At 71.2% G+C, this 21,507-nt stretch carries 17 protein-coding genes; 10 read left to right on the forward strand and 7 right to left on the reverse strand.

Features of this window, described 5'->3' with window-relative positions; translation table 11 throughout:
- Window position 1: 1 nt before the first annotated feature.
- The 4 genes from ACFZDL_RS09965 to ACFZDL_RS09980 form a co-directional block, all read right to left on the reverse strand.
- Complete coding sequence (locus ACFZDL_RS09965; RefSeq protein WP_353590044.1) at window positions 2-904, reverse strand: carbohydrate ABC transporter permease; 903 nt, start codon at window positions 902-904, stop codon at window positions 2-4.
- A complete protein-coding gene (locus ACFZDL_RS09970; protein ID WP_353590045.1) occupies window positions 897-1,889 on the reverse strand; it encodes a sugar ABC transporter permease in 993 nt (330 codons plus the stop codon). Before ACFZDL_RS09970 ends, ACFZDL_RS09965 begins: the two co-directional genes overlap by 8 nt.
- Window positions 1,886-3,175, reverse strand: coding sequence for a sugar ABC transporter substrate-binding protein (locus tag ACFZDL_RS09975; RefSeq protein ID WP_353590046.1), 1,290 nt, complete (start codon window positions 3,173-3,175; stop codon window positions 1,886-1,888). The genes ACFZDL_RS09970 and ACFZDL_RS09975 overlap by 4 nt, the downstream gene beginning before the upstream one ends.
- Window positions 3,176-3,251: 76 nt before the next feature.
- Window positions 3,252-5,594 carry a glycoside hydrolase family 3 N-terminal domain-containing protein gene (locus ACFZDL_RS09980; protein ID WP_353590047.1) on the reverse strand — a complete coding sequence of 781 codons (2,343 nt, stop codon included), beginning with the start codon at window positions 5,592-5,594 and terminating at the stop codon, window positions 3,252-3,254.
- A 247-nt stretch (window positions 5,595-5,841) separates the two neighbouring features.
- Here ACFZDL_RS09980 and ACFZDL_RS09985 point away from each other — a divergent pair, with 247 nt between their 5' ends.
- The gene (locus tag ACFZDL_RS09985; RefSeq protein ID WP_353590048.1) at window positions 5,842-6,864 is read left to right on the forward strand and encodes a LacI family DNA-binding transcriptional regulator; all 1,023 of its coding nucleotides are present in this window, start codon (window positions 5,842-5,844) and stop codon (window positions 6,862-6,864) included.
- Between the two features lie 50 nt (window positions 6,865-6,914).
- Window positions 6,915-7,913: a LacI family DNA-binding transcriptional regulator gene (locus ACFZDL_RS09990; protein ID WP_353590049.1), complete on the forward strand. Its 999-nt coding sequence runs from the start codon at window positions 6,915-6,917 to the stop codon at window positions 7,911-7,913.
- A 67-nt stretch (window positions 7,914-7,980) separates the two neighbouring features.
- Here ACFZDL_RS09990 and ACFZDL_RS09995 read toward each other — a convergent pair whose 3' ends face one another.
- A complete protein-coding gene (locus ACFZDL_RS09995; protein ID WP_353590050.1) occupies window positions 7,981-9,312 on the reverse strand; it encodes a YncE family protein in 1,332 nt (443 codons plus the stop codon).
- Window positions 9,313-9,543: 231 nt separating this feature from the next.
- Entirely contained in the window at window positions 9,544-10,413 is an 870-nt protein-coding gene (locus ACFZDL_RS10000) for a hypothetical protein (RefSeq protein WP_353590051.1), read from the reverse strand.
- A gap of 245 nt (window positions 10,414-10,658) precedes the next feature.
- On the opposite strand from ACFZDL_RS10000, the gene ACFZDL_RS10005 reads away from it, so the two are divergent.
- The 6 genes from ACFZDL_RS10005 to ACFZDL_RS10030 all read left to right on the forward strand — a co-directional run bounded on the left by ACFZDL_RS10005 (window position 10,659) and on the right by ACFZDL_RS10030 (window position 16,780).
- Complete coding sequence (locus ACFZDL_RS10005; RefSeq protein ID WP_353590052.1) at window positions 10,659-11,585, forward strand: endo alpha-1,4 polygalactosaminidase; 927 nt, start codon at window positions 10,659-10,661, stop codon at window positions 11,583-11,585.
- A gap of 50 nt (window positions 11,586-11,635) precedes the next feature.
- Window positions 11,636-12,757: a PP2C family protein-serine/threonine phosphatase gene (locus ACFZDL_RS10010; RefSeq protein ID WP_353590053.1), complete on the forward strand. Its 1,122-nt coding sequence runs from the start codon at window positions 11,636-11,638 to the stop codon at window positions 12,755-12,757.
- 78 nt (window positions 12,758-12,835) lie between these two features.
- A complete protein-coding gene (locus tag ACFZDL_RS10015) occupies window positions 12,836-14,125 on the forward strand; it encodes an ATP-binding protein (protein WP_353590054.1) in 1,290 nt (429 codons plus the stop codon).
- Window positions 14,122-15,201 (forward strand): tetratricopeptide repeat protein, encoded by a 1,080-nt coding sequence (locus tag ACFZDL_RS10020; protein WP_353590055.1) that lies wholly within the window; start codon window positions 14,122-14,124, stop codon window positions 15,199-15,201. Before ACFZDL_RS10015 ends, ACFZDL_RS10020 begins: the two co-directional genes overlap by 4 nt.
- Window positions 15,201-16,418 carry a cysteine desulfurase-like protein gene (locus tag ACFZDL_RS10025; protein ID WP_353590105.1) on the forward strand — a complete coding sequence of 406 codons (1,218 nt, stop codon included), beginning with the start codon at window positions 15,201-15,203 and terminating at the stop codon, window positions 16,416-16,418. The genes ACFZDL_RS10020 and ACFZDL_RS10025 overlap by 1 nt, the downstream gene beginning before the upstream one ends.
- Before the next feature lie 98 nt (window positions 16,419-16,516).
- A complete protein-coding gene (locus ACFZDL_RS10030; protein WP_353590056.1) occupies window positions 16,517-16,780 on the forward strand; it encodes a UBP-type zinc finger domain-containing protein in 264 nt (87 codons plus the stop codon).
- A gap of 47 nt (window positions 16,781-16,827) precedes the next feature.
- Here ACFZDL_RS10030 and ACFZDL_RS10035 read toward each other — a convergent pair whose 3' ends face one another.
- Window positions 16,828-17,433: a LuxR C-terminal-related transcriptional regulator gene (locus ACFZDL_RS10035; RefSeq protein WP_391190826.1), complete on the reverse strand. Its 606-nt coding sequence runs from the start codon at window positions 17,431-17,433 to the stop codon at window positions 16,828-16,830.
- 592 nt (window positions 17,434-18,025) lie between these two features.
- On the opposite strand from ACFZDL_RS10035, the gene ACFZDL_RS10040 reads away from it, so the two are divergent.
- A complete protein-coding gene (locus ACFZDL_RS10040; protein WP_353590058.1) occupies window positions 18,026-20,014 on the forward strand; it encodes a BREX system ATP-binding domain-containing protein in 1,989 nt (662 codons plus the stop codon).
- Window positions 20,015-20,096: 82 nt separating this feature from the next.
- The gene (locus tag ACFZDL_RS10045; protein WP_353590059.1) at window positions 20,097-21,500 is read left to right on the forward strand and encodes an RICIN domain-containing protein; all 1,404 of its coding nucleotides are present in this window, start codon (window positions 20,097-20,099) and stop codon (window positions 21,498-21,500) included.
- The last annotated feature ends 7 nt before the right edge of the window (window positions 21,501-21,507 follow it).

The following is a 21,507-nucleotide window of genomic DNA, read 5'->3' on the forward strand; positions in this document are numbered from 1 at the left end:
GCTACTTGAGTGCTCCTGTCGTGATGCCGCTGCGCCAGTACCGCTGCAGCGTGAGGAAGAGGACGACGAGGGGGATGGTGCCGACCAGGGATCCGGAGATGACGATCCGGACGACGTCGGGCTCGCTCATCGCGTTCTTCTGCCAGGAGTAGAGCCCGAGGGTGACCGGCCAGAGCGACTGGTCGTTGAGGACCAGCAGCGGTAGGAGGAAGTTGTTCCAGATCGAGATGAAGGCGAAGAGGAACACGGTGACCAGGCTCGGGAGCAGGATCCGCAGCACCACCGTGAAGAAGATGCGGACGTCGTGGGCGCCGTCGATCCGGCCGGCCTCCAGCAGTTCGTCGGGGATGGCGGCGCTCGCGTAGATGCGCACCAGGAACACCCCGAAGGCGCTGGACAGGCTCGGCAGGATCACCGCCCAGTAGGTGTTGATGAGGCCGAAGGAGTTGAGGATCAGATAGGTCGGCAGGGCGAGCACCGTCCCGGGGATGAGCACGCCGCCGAAGATGAGGCCCGTGATGGCGTTGCGGCCGCGGAAACGGTACTTGGCCAGGGCGAACCCGCACAGGGCGGCCAGGAAGGTGGAGCCGAGGGCGCCGCCTCCCGAGTAGATGAGCGAGTTCACCAGCCATTGCCGGAAGACGCCGTCGCGGTAGGCGAACAAGTCCTGGAGGTTCTTGAAGAGGTCGAAGTCCGAGAACCAGAGTCCGAAGGTGGTGTTGAGGTCGGCCGTCGACTTGGTCGACGCGATCAGCATCCACGCGATCGGGATGAGGAAGTAGAGGGTCAGCGCGACGATCGTCGCGGTGAGGATGAACCGGGTGGACAGCGGCGCGCGGTCGCGCCGCGCCCCGCTCGTCCACAGCGCGCGCGGGCGCCCGCGGCGGGTGGTGGTGTCACTCATCGGGATTCCTTCTCTGGAGCATGCGCAGGAAGCCGAAGGACAGCAGGAACGCGCCGATGGCGATGATGACCGCGACGGCGGCTGAGTAGTACGGCTGGTTGGACCCGAACGCGAGGTTGTAGACGATCATGTTCGGTGTGTAGTTGTACGTCACGTTGTTGGTGATCGTGCGCAGCACCGTCGGCTCGGAGAACAGCTGGAGCGTGCCCACCACCGAGAACAGTCCGGTGATGAGGATGGCCGGGGCCACCAGCGGCACCTTGATCCGCCAGGCGATCTGCCAGTTGCCGGCGCCGTCAATGCGGGCCGCTTCGAACATGTCGCGCGGGATGGCCTGGAGCGCGGCGAAGATGATGATCATGTTGTAGCCGGTCCACTGCCAGGTGGCGACGTTCGCGATGGACCACAGGACGTTGTCCTTGGAGAGGAAGTCCACATGGGTTCCGACGCCGTCGAGGAAGTCCACGACCGGGCTGACTCCGGGCAGGTACAGGAAGGCCCAGACGATGGACGCGATGATCCCCGGCACCGCGTAGGGCAGGAACGCCACGAGCTGGAACAGGCCGCGCATCCGGACGATCGCCGTGTCGAAGATGAGCGCCATCACCAGCGCGAGGCCCAGCATGACGGGCACCTGGACCAGGCCGTAGAGCAGCACACGCCCGACCGACTCGAGGAAGGCGGGGTCGGTGAGGGCCTGGGTGTAGTTGTCCAGACCGACGAAGATGACGTGGGGCGTGTCGAATCCCAGGCCGCCCGACTTCTCCACGCCGTGGAAGCTCTGCCACAGCGCGTAGAACACCGGCACCAAGTGGAAGACCACGAAGAAGGCCAGGAACGGGATCACGAACGCCCACGCCATTTTCCAGTCGGCGCCGAAGCGGCGTTTGTTGCGGCGCGACGCCGGCAGGCGGGGCGGCTTCCCCGCCTGCTCAGCCCCGGTCCTCCCGTCCCGGGTGACCGGGTGGAGGGTTGGCGCGGTCATCGGACGGACAGGCCCTTCCGCTTCAGCTGCGACGTGGTCTCGCCGTCGACCTTCTTCATCGCGTCGGGCAGCGTCGTCGACTTGTTGATGACGGACTGCATGGCGTCATTGAGGTAGTTGGTGGTGTCGGTCATCGTCGGACCCCAGGTCCAGGGGGTCGACTGGGTGCCGCGTACGGTGAACACCTCGCTGGGCACCTGGCCGCCGAAGTACGGGTCGGGCTTGGTCAGCTCCGGGATCCCCTGGCCGACATCGGAGGCGGGGAGGACATCGGCCACCAGCAGCTTGGCGCTCTCCTTGCTGGTGTTCAGCCAGGTGATGAACTTCATCGCCGCGTCGGTCTTGTCGGTGACGCTGGTCAGCGCCGTCAGGGAGCCGCCCCAGTACACCGGGGCCGTGTCGCCCTTCGACCACTGCGGCAGCGGGGCGACGGCCCACTTGCCGGAGAGGTCGGGGGCGTTCTCCTTGAGCGCCGCCCCGCCCCAGGCCGGGCCGATCCAGGTGAGGTACTTGCCCTGGGCGAGTCCCTTGAACCAGGTGGGCTGCCAGTGCTGATCCCCCTTGGCGTAGCCCTTGTCCAGCATCTTCTGCCAGTACTCGGCCACCTTGAGGGTGGGCTGGTCGTCGAGGTCCACCCTCCAGGCGTTCTTGTCCGTGCCGAACCACTGGGCCTTGGCGTTCCACGCCAGGGAGGCCAGCCAGGCGCCGCCGTTGGCGGGGAAGGCCGTGGTGTAGGCCTTGGGGTGGGCCCGCTTGAGCTTCTCGGCGGCCGTCATGTACTCGTCCCAGGTCTTCGGGGCGGTCAGGCCCGCCTCCTTGAAGACGTCGGAGCGGTAGTAGAGCACCTGGGTGCCGATGTCCTGCGGCACGCCGTAGACCTTGTCGTTGACCACAACCTGGTCCCATACGGCGGGCTTGAAGTGCGGCTTGAGGTCGCTGGTCTCGGCCGAGATGTCCTTGAGGTCACCGGCGATGATGGTCGAGGTGAGGTTGGGGTAGTCCACCTGGGTGATGTCCGGCGCCCCGTCCTTTCCCTTGATCGCGGCCTGGAGCTTCGGATAGAAGTCCGAGGTGATCGCCTGGAACTTGACGTGGATGTCGGGGTGGGTCTTGTTCCAGAGCGCGACCGGCTTCGACATGTCGGACCACCCCCAGAAGACGACGGTCTGTTTGCCGGAGGAGGCGCTGTCCGAGGAGCCGGAGGAGCAGCCGGTGAGGGCGAGGGCCAGGGCGGCCGCCGCCGCAGCCAGGCCGCGGGAGCGGAGGCGTATCGGTGTGTGCGACATATGACAACTCTTCGTTGAGTGTTCTCGGACGGATGGATGGTGCCGAAAGGCGGGCGCCGGTGGGGGACGGCGGGTTCTAGGAGATGTCGACCGTGCTGATCCGGGGTTCGGCGCCGGTCACGATGTGCACATCGCCGGTGAGCCGCACGGTGTGCTCGAGGATCACATCGCCCGCGTCGCGCCGGACGCTGACGCCGATGTCGCCGGGTTCGACGATCCGCACCCCGTCGCGGCCGGTGAACGCCAGCAGCCGCGTGGGCACCGTGAAGTGGACGCGCGCCGACTGTCCGGGGGCGAGGGGAACGCGCGCGAAGGCGACGAGCTGGGCCAGCGGGCGGGTGACCGAGGCGACGGGGTCGTTCGCGTACAGCTGGACGACCTCGGCGCCCTCCCGGTCGCCGGCGTTGCGTACGGTGACGGCGCAGCGGATCGCGTCGGCGACGTCGACGGTTTCGACGTCGACCGTGAGGTCCTCGTAGGCGAACCGGGTGTAGCTGAGGCCGAATCCGTAGCGGACGGGCGGCTCGGTGTCGATGTTGGTCACCGAGCTCGCGGCGCCGAGCGGCGGGTGCAGATAGCTGTAGGGCTGTGCCCCGGCGCCGCGGGGCAGGCTCATGGGCATCCGGCCGCTCGGGTTGATCCGGCCGCTGAGCACTCCGGCGATGGCGGCCGCGCCCTCCTCGCCGGGGAAGAAGGCCTGTACGACCGCGGCGGCCGTATCCAGCAGCCACCCGAGCGCGTAGCCGCGCCCGGTCAGCAGGACGACCACGGTCGGTGTCCCGGTGGCGAGGACCGCCTCGACGAGTTCCCGCTGCGCGCCGGGAAGTTCCAGGTCGTCGGCGTCGCAGCCCTCGCCGCTGGTGCCGCGTCCGAAAAGACCGGAGCGGTCGCCGACCACGACGACGGCCACCTCCGCACCGGCCGCGGCGGTGGCGGCGGCGGGAATGCCGTCCGTGGCACCGTCGTCGACACCGGTGCCCCGGGCGGTGACGATGTCGGCGTCGGGGAACTCGCGGCGCAGGGCGTCCTCGACGGTCTCGACGCCGAGGCCGGTGTCGTGGTCGGGGTGGTGCGGCAGGACGTGGTTGACGAACGAGTAGCAGCCGAACATCGCGGACCGCGACCGGGCGTTCGGGCCGATGACCGCGATGCGCGCGGGCGCGGCCCGGGTGGCACCCAGCGGCAGCACACCGTCGTTGCGCAGCAGGACCAGGGAGCGTTCGGCGATGGCCGCGGCCAGCGCGCGGTCCTCTTCGGTGTCCACGGCGTCGGCGGGCGCACCGCCCGCGGGCGCGCCGTCGGCGGGTGCCGGTTCGGGTGACCACTGGGGGTCGAGCAGGCCGAGTTCGGCCTTCTGGCGCAGCACCCGCTCCAGCGCGCGGTCCACGACGTCCATGCCGAGCCGGCCGTCCTCGATGCGCTCCTTGAGGGGCTGCAGATAGGTGACGCCGGTGGGGAGTTCGACGTCGATCCCGGCGGTGATCGCCTGGGCCGCGGCGTCGGCGCCGTCCTCGGCCACCTTGTGCAGGGTCTGCAGGAAGGCCACGGCGAAGTAGTCGGCGACGACGGTGCCGGTGAAGCCCCACTCCTCGCGCAGGGTGCCGGTGAGGTGCCCGGTGCTCGCGGCGACGGGCACTCCGTCGATCTCGGCGTAGGAGTTCATCACGGAGCGCGCCCCGGCGTCCCGTACGGCCACTTCGAAGGGGAACTCCAGCACGTCGCGGACCTCGCGCGGCCCGGCGTGCACCGGCGCCAGGTTGCGGCCGGCGCGCGAGTTGGAGTAGCCGACGAAGTGCTTCAGGGTGGCGATGATCCCGGCGCTCTGCAGGCCTCGCACATATGCGGCGCCGGTGACCGCGACATGGTAGGGATCCTCCGAGATGCACTCCTCGACCCGCCCCCAGCGCATGTCGCGGATCACGTCGAGGACCGGTGCCAGGCCCTGGTGGATGCCCAGGCCCGCCATGGTGCGGCCGATCCGCGCCGCCATGCGCTCGACGAGCGGCGGATCGAAGGTGGCGCCCCAGGCCGGCGGTACGGGGTAGGTCGCCGCCTTCCACGCGGCGAGCCCGGTCAGGCACTCCTCGTGCACGATGGCGGGGATGCCGAGCCTGGTGTTCTCCTTCAGCCACCGCTGCTTGGCGGCCAGGGTCGCCCGGCCCTCCCGCGGGTCCAGGGGCCGGGTCCCGTAGTGCCGGGTGATCTGGCCGAGTCCGTGTGCGGCGAAGTCGGCGAAGCTCTGCTCGACGGTGTCCATGGCATCCTGCAGCGGGGCCACGGCGCCGCCCTCGCGGTCGACTCCCTGCCACAGACCCACGAGTTGGGCGAGTTTCTCCTCCAGCGTCATCGCCGCGATCAGCTCGCGGACCTCGGTTCGGCCGCGGCCGAGCCCGGCCGTTTCGTCATCGATGGCAGACACTCGTCACATCTCCGTGCTCGGCGGGCGGGCCCGCGGTTTTCACCAACTCTGCAATTACCCGCAAAACTTTGCGGAAGTTCTGCGAGCGAGAAGCTAAGCCGGGGTAAAAACGACTGTCAATACGGTGGATCGAAAGCGCGGACCACTGGTGGTTTGCATGGGGTCCTCGCGGAATATTCCAACAAATATTGCGGGAATTTGCGGCAGGACTGTACTGTCGCGATGGCCTACGGGAGGGAAAGGCAGCATGACCACGCGCCCAACGATGGCGGCCGTCGCCGAGGCCGCGGGGGTCTCGGTCTCCACGGTGTCCCGGGTGCTCGCCGACAAGCCGGACATCTCGGAGGAGACCCGCGCCCGCGTCACCCAGGCCGCGCACGCCACGGGTTATCTGCAGCGCAAGGGGCGCCGGAAGCAACTCGGCGGGATCCTGGACGTCCTCATCGAGGGGACCACCTCGCCCTGGGCGGGAGAGCTCATCGCCGGGGCCCAGAACGCAGCGTTCAGCCTCGGGTACACCCTGGCGCTCACCGCGACCGGCCATCCGCGCTTCCGCATCAGCGACTGGGTCGACGCCCGGCGCACCCGTCCGTCGGACGGCATCATCCTGGTGCTCTCCCGGGCGCGCCACGACGAGATCGCCGCGCTGGCGGCACTGCCCGCGCCACTGGTCCTCCTCGACCCGGTCGGCACCAGCGAGCCCACGATCCCGACGGTCGGGGCGACCAACTGGTCAGGTGGCGCGGCGGCCACGCGCCACCTCCTGGAACTCGGCCACCGGCGCGTCGGGTTCATCGGCGGCCCCGCCGAGATCCAGTGCACCAGGGAGCGGCACGAGGGCTATCTCGCCGCGCACCGCGAGTTCTCCCTCGCCCCCGACCCCGCCCTGACGCGCTACGGCGACTTCAGCATCACCAGTGGCACGGACCACGGCGCGGCCCTGCTGGATCTGGCGCAGCCGCCGACGGCGATCTTCGCCGGCTCCGACGCCCAGGCGGCCGGGGTCTACCAGGTGGCCCGCGCACGGGGGGTGCGGGTGCCCGACGATCTGTCGGTCGTCGGCTTCGACGACACGATGATCTGCGCCATGCTCGCCCCGCCGCTCACGACCGTCCGTCAGCCGCTGGCGGAGATGGGGGGCGAGGGGGTGCGGCTGATCGCCCAGGAGCAGTCGCGGCACGGTTCCTCGGCCGGGCGCAGGATCGAGTTGGCGACCTCGCTCGTGGTCCGGGAGAGCACCGCGCCACGCGCGGCCCGCGACGGGGCCTGACCGGCCGTACAGGGCCGGATCGGGTGAGCGACTGATGGGAGGAGCAGGCGATGGGTGTACGGTCCGCGGTGCGCATGGAGACCGTGGCGCAAGCGGCGAATGTCTCGCAGAGCGCCGTGTCGAAGGTCCTCAACGGGCGGCCCGGGGTGTCGGCCGAGGTCCGGCAGCGGGTCCTGGACGCGGTACGGGCCACCGGCTACGAGTGGCGTCGCCGCGGGCCCCGGCGCGGATCGGTCGAGGTGGTGTTCGGCTGCGTGGTCAGCGCCGTCAACGCGCCGCTGCTGCGGGGCCTTTCCCGGGTGCTGCGTTCCTCCGGACGCGCGCTCACGGTCAACCACGCCGATGACGACGGGGACTGGCTCGACCCACTGCTCGCGCACCGCCCGGGGGGTGTCGTCCTCGTGCTCTCCCCGGTCCCGCCGGCCGTCGCGGACCGGCTGGCCCGGTCCCGCGTCCCCACGGTCGTCCTCGACACGATCGGCGACGCGCCGCAGGGGATGAACACGGTCGGGGCGACCCAGTGGCGGGGCGGGTGGCTCGCGGCCCGCCATCTGACCGACCTCGGTCACCGGCAGGTCGCGCTGCTCTCCGGCCCCCTCGAACTGACCTGCTGCCGGGCGCGCTTCGGCGGATATCTCGCCGCGCTCCGCGACGCCGGGATCCGTCCCGACCGCGATCTGATCCGCGTGGTGCCGTTCCAGACCGAGCCCGCCAGACGCGCCGCCCACGCCCTCCTCGACCTGTGGAACGCGCCGACGGCCTTCGTGGCCGGCAACGATCTGCAGGGCCTGGGTGTCATCGAGGCGTGTGTGGAGCGGGGGCTGCGGGTCCCGGATGACGTGTCGGTCGTCGGGTACGACGACATCGACGCCGCCGCCTCCGCCGCCCCGGCGCTGACCACCGTGCGACAGCCGTTCGAGGAGATGGCGGCCGAGAGCATCCGGGTGCTCGACGCGGTCACCGACGGCCCCGGCCTGGCCCCGATCCGGCTCGACATGTCGGTGGACCTGATCGTCAGGAGGTCGACGGGGCCGGTACGCGCGGACTGACCCGGCGCCGGGGGCGCCGCCGCGGGGCCGGTTCCGCGCCCGGACCGGCCCCGCGGCTCCACCGGTCTCATGGGGTCTGCGGGCCGGTCCAGTCTGCCGCCACATGGCCGATGCGGACCCGCTGCGGGTGGTCGCCGACCGCGACGGACGCGACCTTCCGGCCCGTCGCGAAGTCGATCGCGGTGACCTGGTCGGCGCCGCTCTCGGACACGACGCAGGACTTGCCGTCGCCGCTCACCGTCGCCCAGTACGGCTTGGAGGTCGGCACCAGCGGGCCCTCCTGGAAGGAGACCCGGTCCACGACGGTCGCGTAGTCGTCCATCGTCCCGGCGACGCACAGCTTGTTGCCGTCCGGGCTCATCGACAGCCCGTGGTGGCGGGAGTCGTTGACCCAGGTGGTGCGGTCCTCGCTGGTCGCGGGGTTCTTCGGGAGGGTCTTGGCCCGGGTGATCTTGTCGCCGGCCACGTCGTACTCCAGGAATCCGTTGAAGAAGGACACCTGGAAGTAGAGCTTGGACTCATCGGGGGTGAAGGCCACCGGCCGGACCGCATCCGACAGGTCCTTGCGGCCGAAGGCGTCCAGCCGGTCCCGCATGTCGATGACCTTGACCTGCTTGTAGGTGGCCGCGTCGACCACGGTGATGTGGCGGTCGCCCTTCGTCCAGTCCATCGACGGGTCGTCCAGCGCGGTGTTGACCTCGCCGATCGACATGTTCCACAGATACTTCCCGCCGTCGGTGAAGACGTTCTCATGGGGCTTGTCGCCGGCGGAGAACTGGCCGAGCTGCTTGCCCGTCTCGATGTCGAGGATATGCACCGTGTTCGAGGTCGAGGCGGACACCGCGACCCGCTTGCCGTCGGGTGACACCGCCATGTGATCGGCACGGAACCCCGACACCGGGAAGCGCCACCTGACCTTGCCCGTGGCGAGGTCGATGGAGACCACATCGGCGAAGCTGGGACGGGAGACGACGATGGCCGATCCGTCCGGGGTCGAGTACATGTCGTCGACGAACTGGTCGTGCCCCTCCCCCGGCCCCTGCCGAATGCCGAGGAAGAACGCGAGCTTGATGGGGTTGAGATAGATCTCGGTGAGCCGCTGGTCCTTGTCCGGTATGACGTTGATCCGGCCTATCTTGGCGAGGTCTCCGGTGGACTTGATGACATCGGCCGTGCCGTCCCAGTTGTTGCCCACGAACATCACCTCCCGCAGCCCGGCGGCGCCGGTGTGCGCGTCGCCCGATGCCGTGGCGGGCGGGGCGGCGGTCGCCGCGGCCGAGCCGGTCACGGCCAGCACCACGGCGGCGGCGAGGGAGAGAAGGGTTCGGGTGGCTCCGCGGTGCCGAGGGCCGCTCACGGAGAACACTCGCCGGGCACGCCCGGCTGTGCGGACAGGCATGGTGGTTCCTTCCAGACGGCGGGGAACGGCTCTTCCCGGCGCGGTCGTGAACATGGCAACGCGCTGCCTACTGGAAAGTAATGAAGCCGTCCCCAACCCACAAGGGCCGGGGACGGCAAAAATGACACAGACTCAGCTTCGCCCTGGGGCGGGCCTCATCCGGCCCGCCCGAAGGCGAGTCGCGCACGAACGGAGACCCGGAACCGCCCGGTGTCCGCCAGGCGCGGGTGTTCAGCCGTCCGTCGGCCGGACGGTGTTCATGATCTTGTCGATCTCGGCCGACGTCAGGGCGTGCGGCACGCCCTGGTCCGCGTAGATGACCCAGCCGTGCATGGTGCCGTCGGGGAGCTTCTGCGCGATGCTGTGCACGATGGCCCTCGGCGGGACACAGGAGCTCGGGCGGTTGACGACCGTGACCTTGGCGGTCGCGGTGTAGCCCTCGATGCCGTTGCGCTTCCACGGCTTGGCCTGGCTGACCTCGATCTTGGGCTTGTTGTCCTTGCCGCCGTAGGCGACAAAGCCCCAGTTGCCCGCCCAGTTCCGGGCATTTTCCTGCAGGCTGCCGTCCGTGCCTCCGCCGGTGGTGCCGACCGTGGCGAGCTGGCCCTTGCCCGCCTCGCCGAACGCCTTGGGGTTGGGGCTCGACGCACAACCGCCCTGGCGGTAGTTGGCGGCGCCGGTCATCACGACGATCGGCTTGCCATTCTCGTCGTTGTAGGAGAGGGAGACGTCCGGGTTGAAGACCTTCCACTTCTCGGCCTTGGCCGGCACGTCGTAGCGGAAGTGGTGTTCATCCCGGGTCTGCGTCTGCCACCCCGCGACCAGCGGTTTGTCGGCCGCCGGGCTCGCCGGGGCGGAGGAGGACCCCGACGACGCCGAAGACCCCGCCGACGGCGACTTCGGCTGGGTGGCGCGGGCACCCTCGTCCTTGGCCCCGTCGGCCCCGTCCTTGGTCCCGCCGTTGTCGTCGTTGCACCCGCTCAGCGCCAGGGCCATTCCGATGCCGACGGCCGCGATCAGGGTCTTCTTGCTCCGGCGGGGCGCTGTCGCAACGGGCCGCCGACGCCGGAGGGTGTGCAGGGAATCGTGGTGCCAAGACATGGCCCGCACCCTATCGGACCTGGTCTTCCGTCCCTGCGGAGGGAGGGTGCCCGGTGCCCTCGCGAAACCCCACTTGACGCTCGTTCAGCTCGATCATTACATTCAGTACGCCGAAGTCTCCCAGGAGCACGGCGCCGAGAGCGACGCACCCAGCCGGTAACGGATGTCCCCCATCACCAGCCCGGCACTGGTCGCCAGGATCGAAGGTCCGAGGCGGGGTCAGCGTCCACCATATGGGAAAGCACATGTCTCTACGCAGCTCCCTCTCGCCCCGTCGGCCACTGACAGGCGCGGTGCTGGTGTCCCTGATCGGCATCGTCGCCCTCTTCACCGTGATCGGAATCGCACACGCGGGGCCGGAGGACACCCCACGGACGAAGAAGACGACCAAGGCCCCGAGGGCCACCGCCTCCACCGATGCCGACCGCGCCGCCCCGCCCGACGGTGTCACGCTCCCGCCGACCGACGGAGCGAACTTCGACTACCAGATCAGCGAGCCGTACGCCCCGCCCTCCGGTGTGGAGATCGTCAGCAGGGACCGTGAGGCCCCGCCCGCACCGGGCCTGTACAACATCTGTTACGTCAACGCCTTCCAGGCGCAGCCGGACGCCGAAGGCGACTGGGACTCCGATCTGCTGCTCAGGGACGCGAACGGCGATGTGGTGATCGACGAGGACTGGGATGAGGCCCTTCTCGACATCGGCACCGAGGACAAGCGGGAGCGGATCGCGGACACGGTCGGGGGCTGGATCGACGGCTGCGCCGAGGACGGCTTCCAGGCCGTCGAGCCGGACAACTACGACAGCTACACCCGCTCCCAGGATCTGCTCACCGAAGACGACGCGATGGCGTTCATCAAGCTGCTGGCCGACCGCGCACACGCCGCGCACCTGGCGATCGGCCAGAAGAACACCCTGGAGCTCGCCTCGCACCGCGAGAAGCTGGGCCTGGACTTCGCCATCGCGGAGGAGTGCGGGCAGCAGCGTCCCCCCGAGTGCGGCGGCTACACCGAGGCCTTCTCGAAGGTCATCATGATCGAGTACGAGGACTCCGCGCTCGAGGCCGCCTGTGCCGGCCGGCAGCAGTCAGGGGTCGCCATCGTCCGCCGTGATGTGGAGGTGTCCACGCCGGACAGCGACGGCTACGTACGCAGGACCTGCGCCGCCGTATAGCCGCCCCCAGCGGTCGGGCACCGTGGCGGGAACGGGTGTAAGCAGGAGATATGCGCGTTCGGCACGGTCCTGCTCATCCGGCCGGTTCACGGCGGTGGAGCCGGGGGCTGCTCGCCATTCCGCTCGCGATCATCCTGTCGATCACCCTGATCGACCTGCAGGCACCCGCGTCCATCCATCTGGGGCCGTTCCTGATCGCCGCGCCCGCGATCACTGCCTCGTTCGCGGGCCCCGCGGCCGTCGGCCTGATTGGAGCCCTCGCCGTCGCGGCCCAGGTGTCCATCGCCCAGCTGCACGGCGGTCTGATGACCGCGAACCACCAGGCGCAGGTCGGCACCCTCCTGTTGATCTCCATCCTGCTGACGGCCTTCCGGTTCGCGGCCGACCGGCACCAGCGCAAGCTCACCCAGGTGCGTTCGGTGGCCGTGGCGGCCCAGGAGGTCCTGCTGCGGCCGCTGCCCGACCGGATGGGAGTGCTGCGGATCGCCTCCGCGTACCTCTCGGCCGAGGAGGAGGCGCAGATCGGCGGGGATCTGTACGCGGCCGTGGTCACCAAGGGCGCGGCCCGCCTGATCATCGGCGATGTACGCGGCAAGGGCCTGGCCGCCGTCGGGGACGCGGCGATGCTGATCGGCGCCTTCCGCGGGTCCGCCTACCGAGACCTCCCGCTGACCGCCCTGGCCGCGCACCTGGGCAATGCGATGCGCTGGAACTGGGACCACGGCGGCAAGGCCGGCCCCGACCCTCACGAGTCATTCGTGACCGCTCTCGCGCTGGACGTCTACGACGACCGCCCCCTCGCCGCGATGGTGAACTGCGGGCACCCCCCTCCGCTGCTGCTGCGGGGCGGGAAGGTACGCACGCTGGAGGTCGGCGAGCCCGCGCTGCCGCTGGGGCTGACCACGACGTGTGCGAGCGACTACAAGACCGAAACCTTCGACTTCGAAGACGGCGACCTGCTGCTGCTCTACACCGACGGTCTGATCGAGGCGCGGGACGCCGCCGGTGTCTTCTACCCGCTCGTCGACCGCGTCGCGGCCTGGACGGGCGACGACCCGCAGTCACTGACGCGCTATCTCCAGGACGACATGCTCCGGCACACCGGCGGGCATGTGGACGACGACGCGGCCATCGTCGTGATCGCCCGCTGTCCCGACGAATCGGACGCGTAACCGACCGCGCACACCGGGGGCCACGCACTTCGGGGGGAGGCTGATCATCTCCGTGGCCCACCTCCTAGAGTGTGCGCCATGTCGGACGACTCGCCCCTGATCCAGAGCCTGCGCGCGGCCGTCGCGGCGGCGCCCGGCGACGTACCGCTGCGGCTGCACCTCGCCGAACTCCTGCTCACCGCGGGCCGGCACGACGCGGCCATCGCGGAAGTCGCCGTCGCGCTCCAGCACGCGCCCGGCGATCCGCAGGCACGGGAGCTGATGGCCCGCGCCATGGGGGCGCCCGCGCAACCCCGGCAGAGCGCGCCGCCCGCCACGGAGGCGCCCGCCACCGAGGCGCCCGCCGCGCGGCCACCGGCCGCCACGCCCCGCGGCGGCTTCGACTGGCGGGCCGCCGAGGACCAGGTCGGCGACGCGGTACCGCCCCGGTTCGTCGAAACCCCGCTCACCGTCGACGGCAGCGGGGACCCCCAGGACGCCTCCGCCTGGGAGGTGGCCGGGCCCGGCACGGTGCGGCTGGCGGACGTCGGCGGTATGCGGGAGGTCAAGGAACGCCTGGAAGCGGCCTTCCTCGCCCCCATGCGCAACCCCGAGCTGCGCAAGCTGTACGGCAAGAGCCTGCGCGGCGGGCTGCTGCTGTACGGCCCGCCCGGCTGCGGCAAGACCTTCATCGCCCGCGCCGTGGCCGGGGAGCTCGGCGCCGGGTTCCTGTCGGTGTCGATCAACGATGTCCTCGACATGTGGATCGGCAACTCCGAGCGCAATATGCACGAGGTGTTCGCCACCGCCCGCCGCCAGGCCCCCTGTGTGGTCTTCCTCGACGAGCTGGACGCCCTCGGCGGCAAGCGCAGCCGCACCCAGAACAGTGGCATGCGCAACACGGTCAACCAGCTGCTGACCGAGCTGGACGGCATCGACGCCCCCGCCAACGACGGCGTGTTCGTGCTCGCCGCCACCAACCTCCCGTGGGACGTGGACACAGCGCTGCGCCGGCCGGGCCGCTTGGACCGCACCCTCCTGGTGCTGCCCCCCGACGCCCCCGCGCGTGAGGCGATCCTCCGCTACCACCTGCGCGACCGCCCCATCGAAAACATCGACCTGGGCAAGCTCGCCAAGGCCACCGACGGCCTCTCGGGCGCCGATCTGGCCCATGTGTGCGAGGCCGCGGCCGAGACGGCGCTGCTCGACTCGGCGCGCACCGGCACCGTGCGCATGATCGGCATGAAGGACCTGCTCAACGCCGCGAAGTCGGTGGTCCCCTCCACCGAGCCGTGGTTCGCGGCCGCCCGCAACGTGGCCATGTTCGCCAACGAGGGCGGGATGTACGACGATCTGCTCGCGTATCTGAAAAAGAGGCGGAAGCTGTGACCCCGCACCCGGCGCTCGAACGGGCCGACGCGCTGATCGAGCTCAAGCGGTACGACGAGGCCCAGGCCCTGCTGGGCCGCCGCCTGGCCGAGGACCCCGACGACGTCCGCGCCTGGGTGCGGCTCGGCCGCTGCCAGGTGGCGGCGGGCCGGGTGGAGCAGGCGCTCACCTCGCTCGGCGAAGCGCTGAAGCGCGCCCCCGAGGACATCGGCGCGCTGTGCGTCTACGCCCAGGCGCTGCGCCGCGCGGACCACCTGGAGCAGCCGGAGCGCTGGCGCAGGGCGGAGGACGCGCTGCGCCAGGCGCTGCGCGTCGATCCGCAGAACAGCTTCGCGCACGCACTGCTCGCCGAGTTCCTGATGTACTACCCGACCCGCCGCGTCGAGGCCCTGGGCCTGGCCAAGGAGGCGGTGCGGCTGGACCCGGAGAGCGTGGACGCCTACCAGGCGCTGTGGCGGGCAGCCGGTGCCGCGGACGAGACCGAGACCTACAAGTGGGCGCTGCGCCAGGTGCTCCGCCTGGACCCCACCAACAACCAGGCCCTGTATCTGGTGAGCATGCAGGAGGCGCACAAGCCGGGCACCACGGCCGAGCAGGCCGCGACGGTGTACGCCGACGCTCTCGCCGCCGCCCCGGACAACGCCGCGCTGCGCCACGACCTCGACCGGGCCACCTACCGGCTGCTGCGCGGCATCCGCTGGCTGGCGCTGATCTGTGTGGCGGCCGCGGGCGTCATGGTCGACCTGTTCCCCGAGGACGGCGAGGCGGCGCGGGAGCTGCCGGTGCCGCTGGGCAACCGGCTGTGGGTGCTGGTGGTGATCGCGGCGATCTGGGGCTTCGGCGCCTGGCGCCGCTACCGCAGGCTGCGCACCGGCGTCCAGCTGAACGTGTGGTCCCTGGTGCGCCGCGGCCGCTGGGCCCGCGTCGTACTCGCCCAGGCGGCCCTGGCGATGCTCTGCGCCCTGCTGATCTCGCAGATGCCGTGGACGGAGCGCACCGTGCCGCGGATCCTCTTCTGGGCGGGGCTGGTGCCCACGCTGGCCACCGTCTGGTTCGACCGGAGGAAGAAACCATGATCGACTACGACATCGCGGCCGTCCGTCGGCAGTTCCCCGCCCTGAAGGCCGGCTCCGCCCACTTCGACGGCCCCGGCGGCACCCAGACACCGCTGCCTGTCATCGAGGCCATCTCCGACGCCCTGGCCGACCCGCTGTCCAACCGCGGCACCCGCACACCCGGCGAGCGCAACGCCGACGCAACCGTGACCGCCGCCCGCCGGGCGCTGGCCGACCTGCTGGGCGCCGACCCGTCGGGCGTCGTCTTCGGCCGCAGCGCCACCCAGCTCGCCTACGATTTCTCCCGCACCCTCGCCAAGACCTGGCGGCCCGGCGACGAGATCGTCGTGACCCGGCTCGACCACGACTCCAACATCCGCCCCTGGGTGCAGGCCGCGGCGGCGGCCGGTGCCACGGTCCGCTGGGCCGACTTCGACCCCGGCACCGCCGAGCTGTCCCCCGAGGCCATCGGCGTCCTACTCGGCGACCGCACCCGCCTCGTCGCGGTGACCGCCGCCTCCAACCTGCTGGGCACCCGCCCCGACATCACCGAGATCGCCCGGCTGACGCACGACGCCGGGGCCCTGCTGTACGTCGACGGGGTCCACTACACCGCCCACTGCCCCGTCGACGTCGGGCGGCTGGGCGCGGACTTCTTCGCCTGCTCCCCCTACAAGTTCCTCGGCCCCCACCACGGCGTCCTCGCCGCCCGCCCCGAGCTGCTGGAGACGCTGCGCCCGGACAAGCTGCTGCCCTCCACGGACGCCGTCCCCGAGCGCTTCGAGCTCGGCACCCTGCCGTACGAGCTGCTGGCCGGCACCCGGGCCGCCGTCGACTTCCTGGCCGCTCTCGGCCCGCAGCGGGACGGCCCGCGCCGGGAGCGGCTGGTCCGCGCGCTCACCACGCTGGAGGAGTACGAGGACTCGCTGCGGGCGCGGATCGAAGCCGGGCTGGCCGGCCTGGAGGGGGTCACCGTCCACTCCCGCGCGGCCGACCGCACCCCTACCCTGCTGCTCACCCTCGAGGGCCGCAGCACCGTCGACGCCTACCACTATCTGGCCGCCCGCGGCGTCGACGCGCCGTCCGGCTCCTTCTACGCCCTGGAGGCCTCCCGACGGCTGGGGCTCGGCGACACCGGCGGGCTGCGCGTGGGCCTCGCCCCGTACAACGACGCCGGAGATGTGGACCGGCTGCTGGAGGGGCTGGCGGACTTCCTGCGCGAACGGGACCGACGCTGAGGACCGGCTCCCTCGGACGGGATCTCTCCCGGGGCCCGGCCGGCCTCTGGATCACCGGTCGTCACCTACGATCAGGAGTGAGGGAAGGGGTGAACGACATGCCCACCACGCCGGACCCGCATCTGTCGATGATCCGCGATGTCACCCCGCGCACCCCCGAGGGCTGCGAGGAGTGTCTGCGTCTGGGAACCCCCTGGGTGCATCTACGGCTCTGTCTGACCTGCGGACACGTCGGCTGCTGCGACTCCTCACCGCTCAGGCACGCCCGCGCCCACGCCTCCGCCGAGGAACACCCGATCATGGAGCCGATGGAGCCGGGCGAGAAGTGGCGGTGGTGCTTCGTCCACGAGGCGCTGGTCTGACGGCCCCGGTGCTCACTTCCCCGGCGGCGAGCAGCGCGAGGGAGGTGTCAGGAGATGTATCCCTCACGCAGGGCGTAGGCCACGGCGTGGGCGCGGTTGCGCAGGCCCAGGCGGGCCGTCAGGCCTTGGATGACGTTCTTCACGGTCCGTTCGGAGTAGGCGAGTTTGACGGCGATCTCGCCGGTGCCCATCCCCTCCGCGACCAGCCGCAGGACATCGGTCTCACGTGGTGTCAGGCCGAGCGGCAACCCGGGGCGGCCGACCGCTCCGGGCCGCAGCGCGCCGACCTGGCTGACGAGCTGGCCGATCAGGTCGGTGGGGAGGTCACCGTCGCCGCGGGAGGCCGCGAGGACCGCCTGGAACAGGCGGTCTCCGGTGGCCTCGCGCCGCCAGACGATGGCCCCGACGCCGCACTCGATCACATCGAGCAGCTCGGCGCGGCGGATCAGGCTCGCGACCAGGACCGCGCGCAGCCCGGCGTCGTGGATGAGCCTGCGCAGGCTGGAGAGCGTGGCCTCGTCGACCGAGTCCGCGAGCAGCACCGCCACATCTCCCGCTTTGGCGTCCGGCTCGTCGAGGAGGGCGACCTCGGGGTGCCGGCGCAGCTGGCCGAGCGCCCCTTCCCGGGAGATCGGGTCCTGCGCGTGGATCACGACGGAAATCCTGCGCCTGGATTCCCTTGTCGCCGACTGTGGATTCGGCGGCTCTAAAGAGGCGCGCAATGTTCTCCCTTTGTCCACCGTCGAAACGGATTGTGCGGCTCCGGATCTGATCATACGTGAGCCGTCCTGAGCGGCTGTGCGTCGAAATCATCCCTTATCGTTCCGATATCACCGGCAACCCATACAACGAAAACGCTAAGGAAAATCCTCGAAAAATCGCTGCGCGGACATGAACGCCCAGGCAGGATCGGCCGGGCGGGGACCGCCGGCGGCCGCCGGGCGCCCCGGTGACCGCTCCGATCCAGGAGACCCGCCACGGCTCGGCCCGCGCGCCCCGACGGACGCAGCCGTTGCCCGAAAGGCCCAGACACGCTGCCCCGGCACCCCTGGACCCACTCAAAGCGGTCTCTATAGCGTCGCGTTCGGAGTATCCGGGCTTGTCGCCTGCGCCCCGTGGTGGCGACACCAAGAGGGCTTTCCGGTCCCTGCCGGACCACTCATCCCGCACGGCAGCCCCTTCCCACGGACCCTGCCGCGCAGGCCGTGGGAGAACCCCCACGCGTGCTGACAGGGAAGGAACTCGGTGCACGATCACTCCACGTGGTACAGCCTGCTGGGCCCGGTCGAGGTGGTACGGGACGGCACAGCGCTGGCCCTGGGGCCGCGGCAGCGCCGGGTGCTGCTGATCCGTCTGCTCATCGAGGACGGCCGGCCCGTCTCCCTGGCACAGCTCTGCCAGGACCTGTGGCAGGGGTCCCAGCCGACCGGGGCCGTCTCCTCCGTACGCGCACACATCAGCAGACTGCGCTCGGTGCTGGAGCCCGTGCGGCGCGGCCGCTCCACCCTCCTGGTCAACGGCCCAACCGGCTACGCCCTGAAGGTGCCCGACGAGGCGCGCGACACCACGCGCTTCGAGATGTCCGTGGCCCGGGCCCGGCAGGCCATGCGCCGCGGCCAACTGGACCTCGCCCGCAACGAGATAGACGAAGCGCTCGGCCTGTGGCGCGGTGAGGCCCTGGGCGAGACCGCCGAACACGCCTTCGCGGCGCGCGAGACGGCCCGGCTCAACACCGCCCGCCAGGACGCCACCGAGCTGCGGGCCACGATCCTCATCAAGCAGGGCGACCTGGAAAGCGCGATCGGCGTGGCCGAAGGCCTCACCGTCAGCGCCCCGCTCCGCGAGGCCTCATGGGCGCTGCTGATGCGCGCGCTGTACGGGGCGGGACGCTCCGTCGAGGCGCTCCGGCAGTACGAGCGGTTCCGCACGTTCCTGGCCCAGGAGCTCGGCCTGGACCCCAGCCCCGGTCTTTCCGATCTGCACACCGCCATCCTGCGCCACGACACCCAGGTCCTCGGCGAGCCCCATCCGACCGGCCCCGCGCTCACCCTCTCCCCCGCCAGGACCGCCTCCGTCGCGGCGCCGTTGGTGGGCAGGGCCGAGGAGACGGCACAGCTCGCCGCCCTGCTGCGGGCCGCGGCCTCGGGGCGCACCCAGTGGGCCGTCGTCTCGGGCGAGCCGGGGTCCGGCAAGACACGGCTGCTGGAGGAGATGTCCGCCGTGGCCGAGGAGGCCGGGTTCACCGTGGCGCGGGCCAGCGGCGGCCAGGCGCTCAGCGAGAGCCACGGCATCTCCCTGGTGTGCCCCGCCACCCAGCTCCTGGACGCGCTGCGTCGCGATCGGCCCGGCAGCGGCACCGGCGCCCGCCCCGGGAACACCACCGGGGCCCGCCGGGACGAGGACCGGCTCGCCGCGCTCGTACGGGAACTCACCCGAGGGCCCGCGCTGTGCGTCGTCGACGACCTCGACTGGGCGCCACCGGACTTCCACGACCTGCTGCGCCGGCTCACCGCCGTGCTGCGGGACGCCCCCGTCGCCGTGGTGTGCGCCCTGCGGAACGCCGACGACCCCGCGGCCAGCGGGCTGCTCGCCGAACTGGCCCGCCACGGCGCCACCCGGCTGCACCTGGAGCCGCTGTCCGTTGCGGAGGTGGCCGAACTGCTGGCCGCCCGCGGCGAGCCCGCCTCGGCCGAGGAGGCCGCGGCGCTGCACCGGCGCGCCGAGGGCAATCCCTTCGCCCTCGGGGAGTTGCTGAAGCTGCCGCCGGAGCGGCGCATGGGCCCCGCGGCGCGAGTGCCGGCCGCCGTACGCAGCGTCGTCCAGGCACGGCTCGCCGAGCTGACCGCACCGGCCAGGACGATGCTCGGCTACGCGGCCGCCGACGGCGCGCACCTGGACATCGGGCTGCTCGCCGATGTCCAGGGCATGTCGAGGGACCGGCTGCTGCCCCTGGTCGACGCCGCCGTCACCGCCCGTGTCCTGGTCTGGGACGCGGACCCGGACGAGTGTGACACGGGTCGCTACCGCTTCCCCGAACTGGCGCGGGAGGTCGTGCTGAGCGCGCTCACCCCGTCCTCCAGGCAGCTGCTGCACGCCTCGCTCGCCCGCGAGCTGTCCGGCCGGGACGGCGCCGACCCGGCGCGGCTGGCCCGGCATCTGCGCGCGGCGGGCCCGATGGCGCCGGTGGCGGGCCATGAGCCGGCCCGCCGTCCGACGCCGGAGCAGGGCCGCTGACCACGGCCACCCAGGCTTATCGATCCCCCGTCAACACCCCCATCGCCACGGGACCCGTGTCCGTGGCCCCGAGGAGAAGTCCATGTCCGATCAGCAGCGGGCCGGTGACGGCAACACGCCGAGCGGCAAGTCGGCCGAGGCGTTCTTCGCGTCGCCCGAGCCGGAGCCGATCTCGCCACGCGGTTCCTCATCGGCGTCCGGCGACAAGGCCGCCACGTCCGCCACCGGCGAAACCGCCGCCGCCGGGGAATCGGCCGCCGACGACGAGGCGTCCGCCACCGGCGAGAAGGCCCTCGGCACGAAGGCCGCGGGCACAAAAGCCGCGGGCGAAGAGGCCACCGCGCCCGACGCGGCGAGCATCGAAGAACAGCTCACCGGCAGGAAGCCGTCCGCCCGCCCCACCGCCCCGCCCTCCGCCCCGGCGAACACGGAGGAGGGCGGCAAGGCCGAATCGGCGAGCGCCGAGAAGTCGGCGGCCCGCGCGCAGTCGGACGGGGGCAGCCGCGCCCGGAGGGCGCTCCTGGGCAGCGGTGCGGCCGCCGCCGGATCCGGTGACGGCCGGTCCGGTGGCGCCTCGGCGGCCACCGCCACCGCCGTCGCCACCGCCACCGGCCCCGGCGGCGACTCCCCCGACGCGGACGCCGATCTCTCCGGCCGCCCCAAGAAGCCTCTCCTCGCCGGCGCCGCCATGGCGGGCGCCATCCTCGTCGCCGTGCCGCTGCTCGTCATGGCCACCGGCAAGGACGACGACGACAGCAAGAAGGTGGCCACCTCCAACTCCGCCGACACCGTGCTGGACGACGACGGAGGGCGGGCGGGCGAGTTCGTGGCCGAGTCGCCGTCGCCCAAGAAGAGCAAGGCCGAGAAGAAGGAGAAGGACAAGGAGTCGAAGTCCCCCTCCCCGGCGAAGGAGAGGGCCGCGGTCACCTCGCCGCCCAGCCCCACGGCCACGGCCACGGAGAAGGAGAAGAAGCGCACCTCCGTGGGGAAGAAGACCCCCAGCAATCTGCCGTCCGTCATGACCCGGGTGCTGATCAAGAACAACACCAACGGCACCTGCGTCGACGTCCCCGGCTTCACCAGCGGCAACCCCGACGGACCGATCCACCAGTCGGCCTGCAACAGCAACACGGACGACAACCAGCTGTGGAACGTGGAGAAGAGGTACGACAGCAAGGGTCCGGGCGGAGCTCCCCTGTTCCAGATCCGCAACGTCATGGACGGCATGTGCCTCGACCTGCCCGGCTACGGGGCCGCCGGCAACGCCACCAAGGTGACGGAGTTCCCGTGCAACGGCACGACCGCCGACAACCAGCTGTGGTGGCTGGACAAGCAGTCCGACGGCCGGTTCTGGATCCGCAACTTCGCCAGCAACAACACTTGCCTGGACTCGTACGGGCCGGATGACCAGACGCGTGACCTGATCGTCTGGCCGTGTGCACCGGAGAAGCTCAACAACCACGAGTGGTACTTCACCCGCTCCTGAGCCGCCG

This window comes from Streptomyces sp. NPDC007917, assembly GCF_042959105.1.
Lineage (GTDB): Bacteria > Actinomycetota > Actinomycetes > Streptomycetales > Streptomycetaceae > Streptomyces.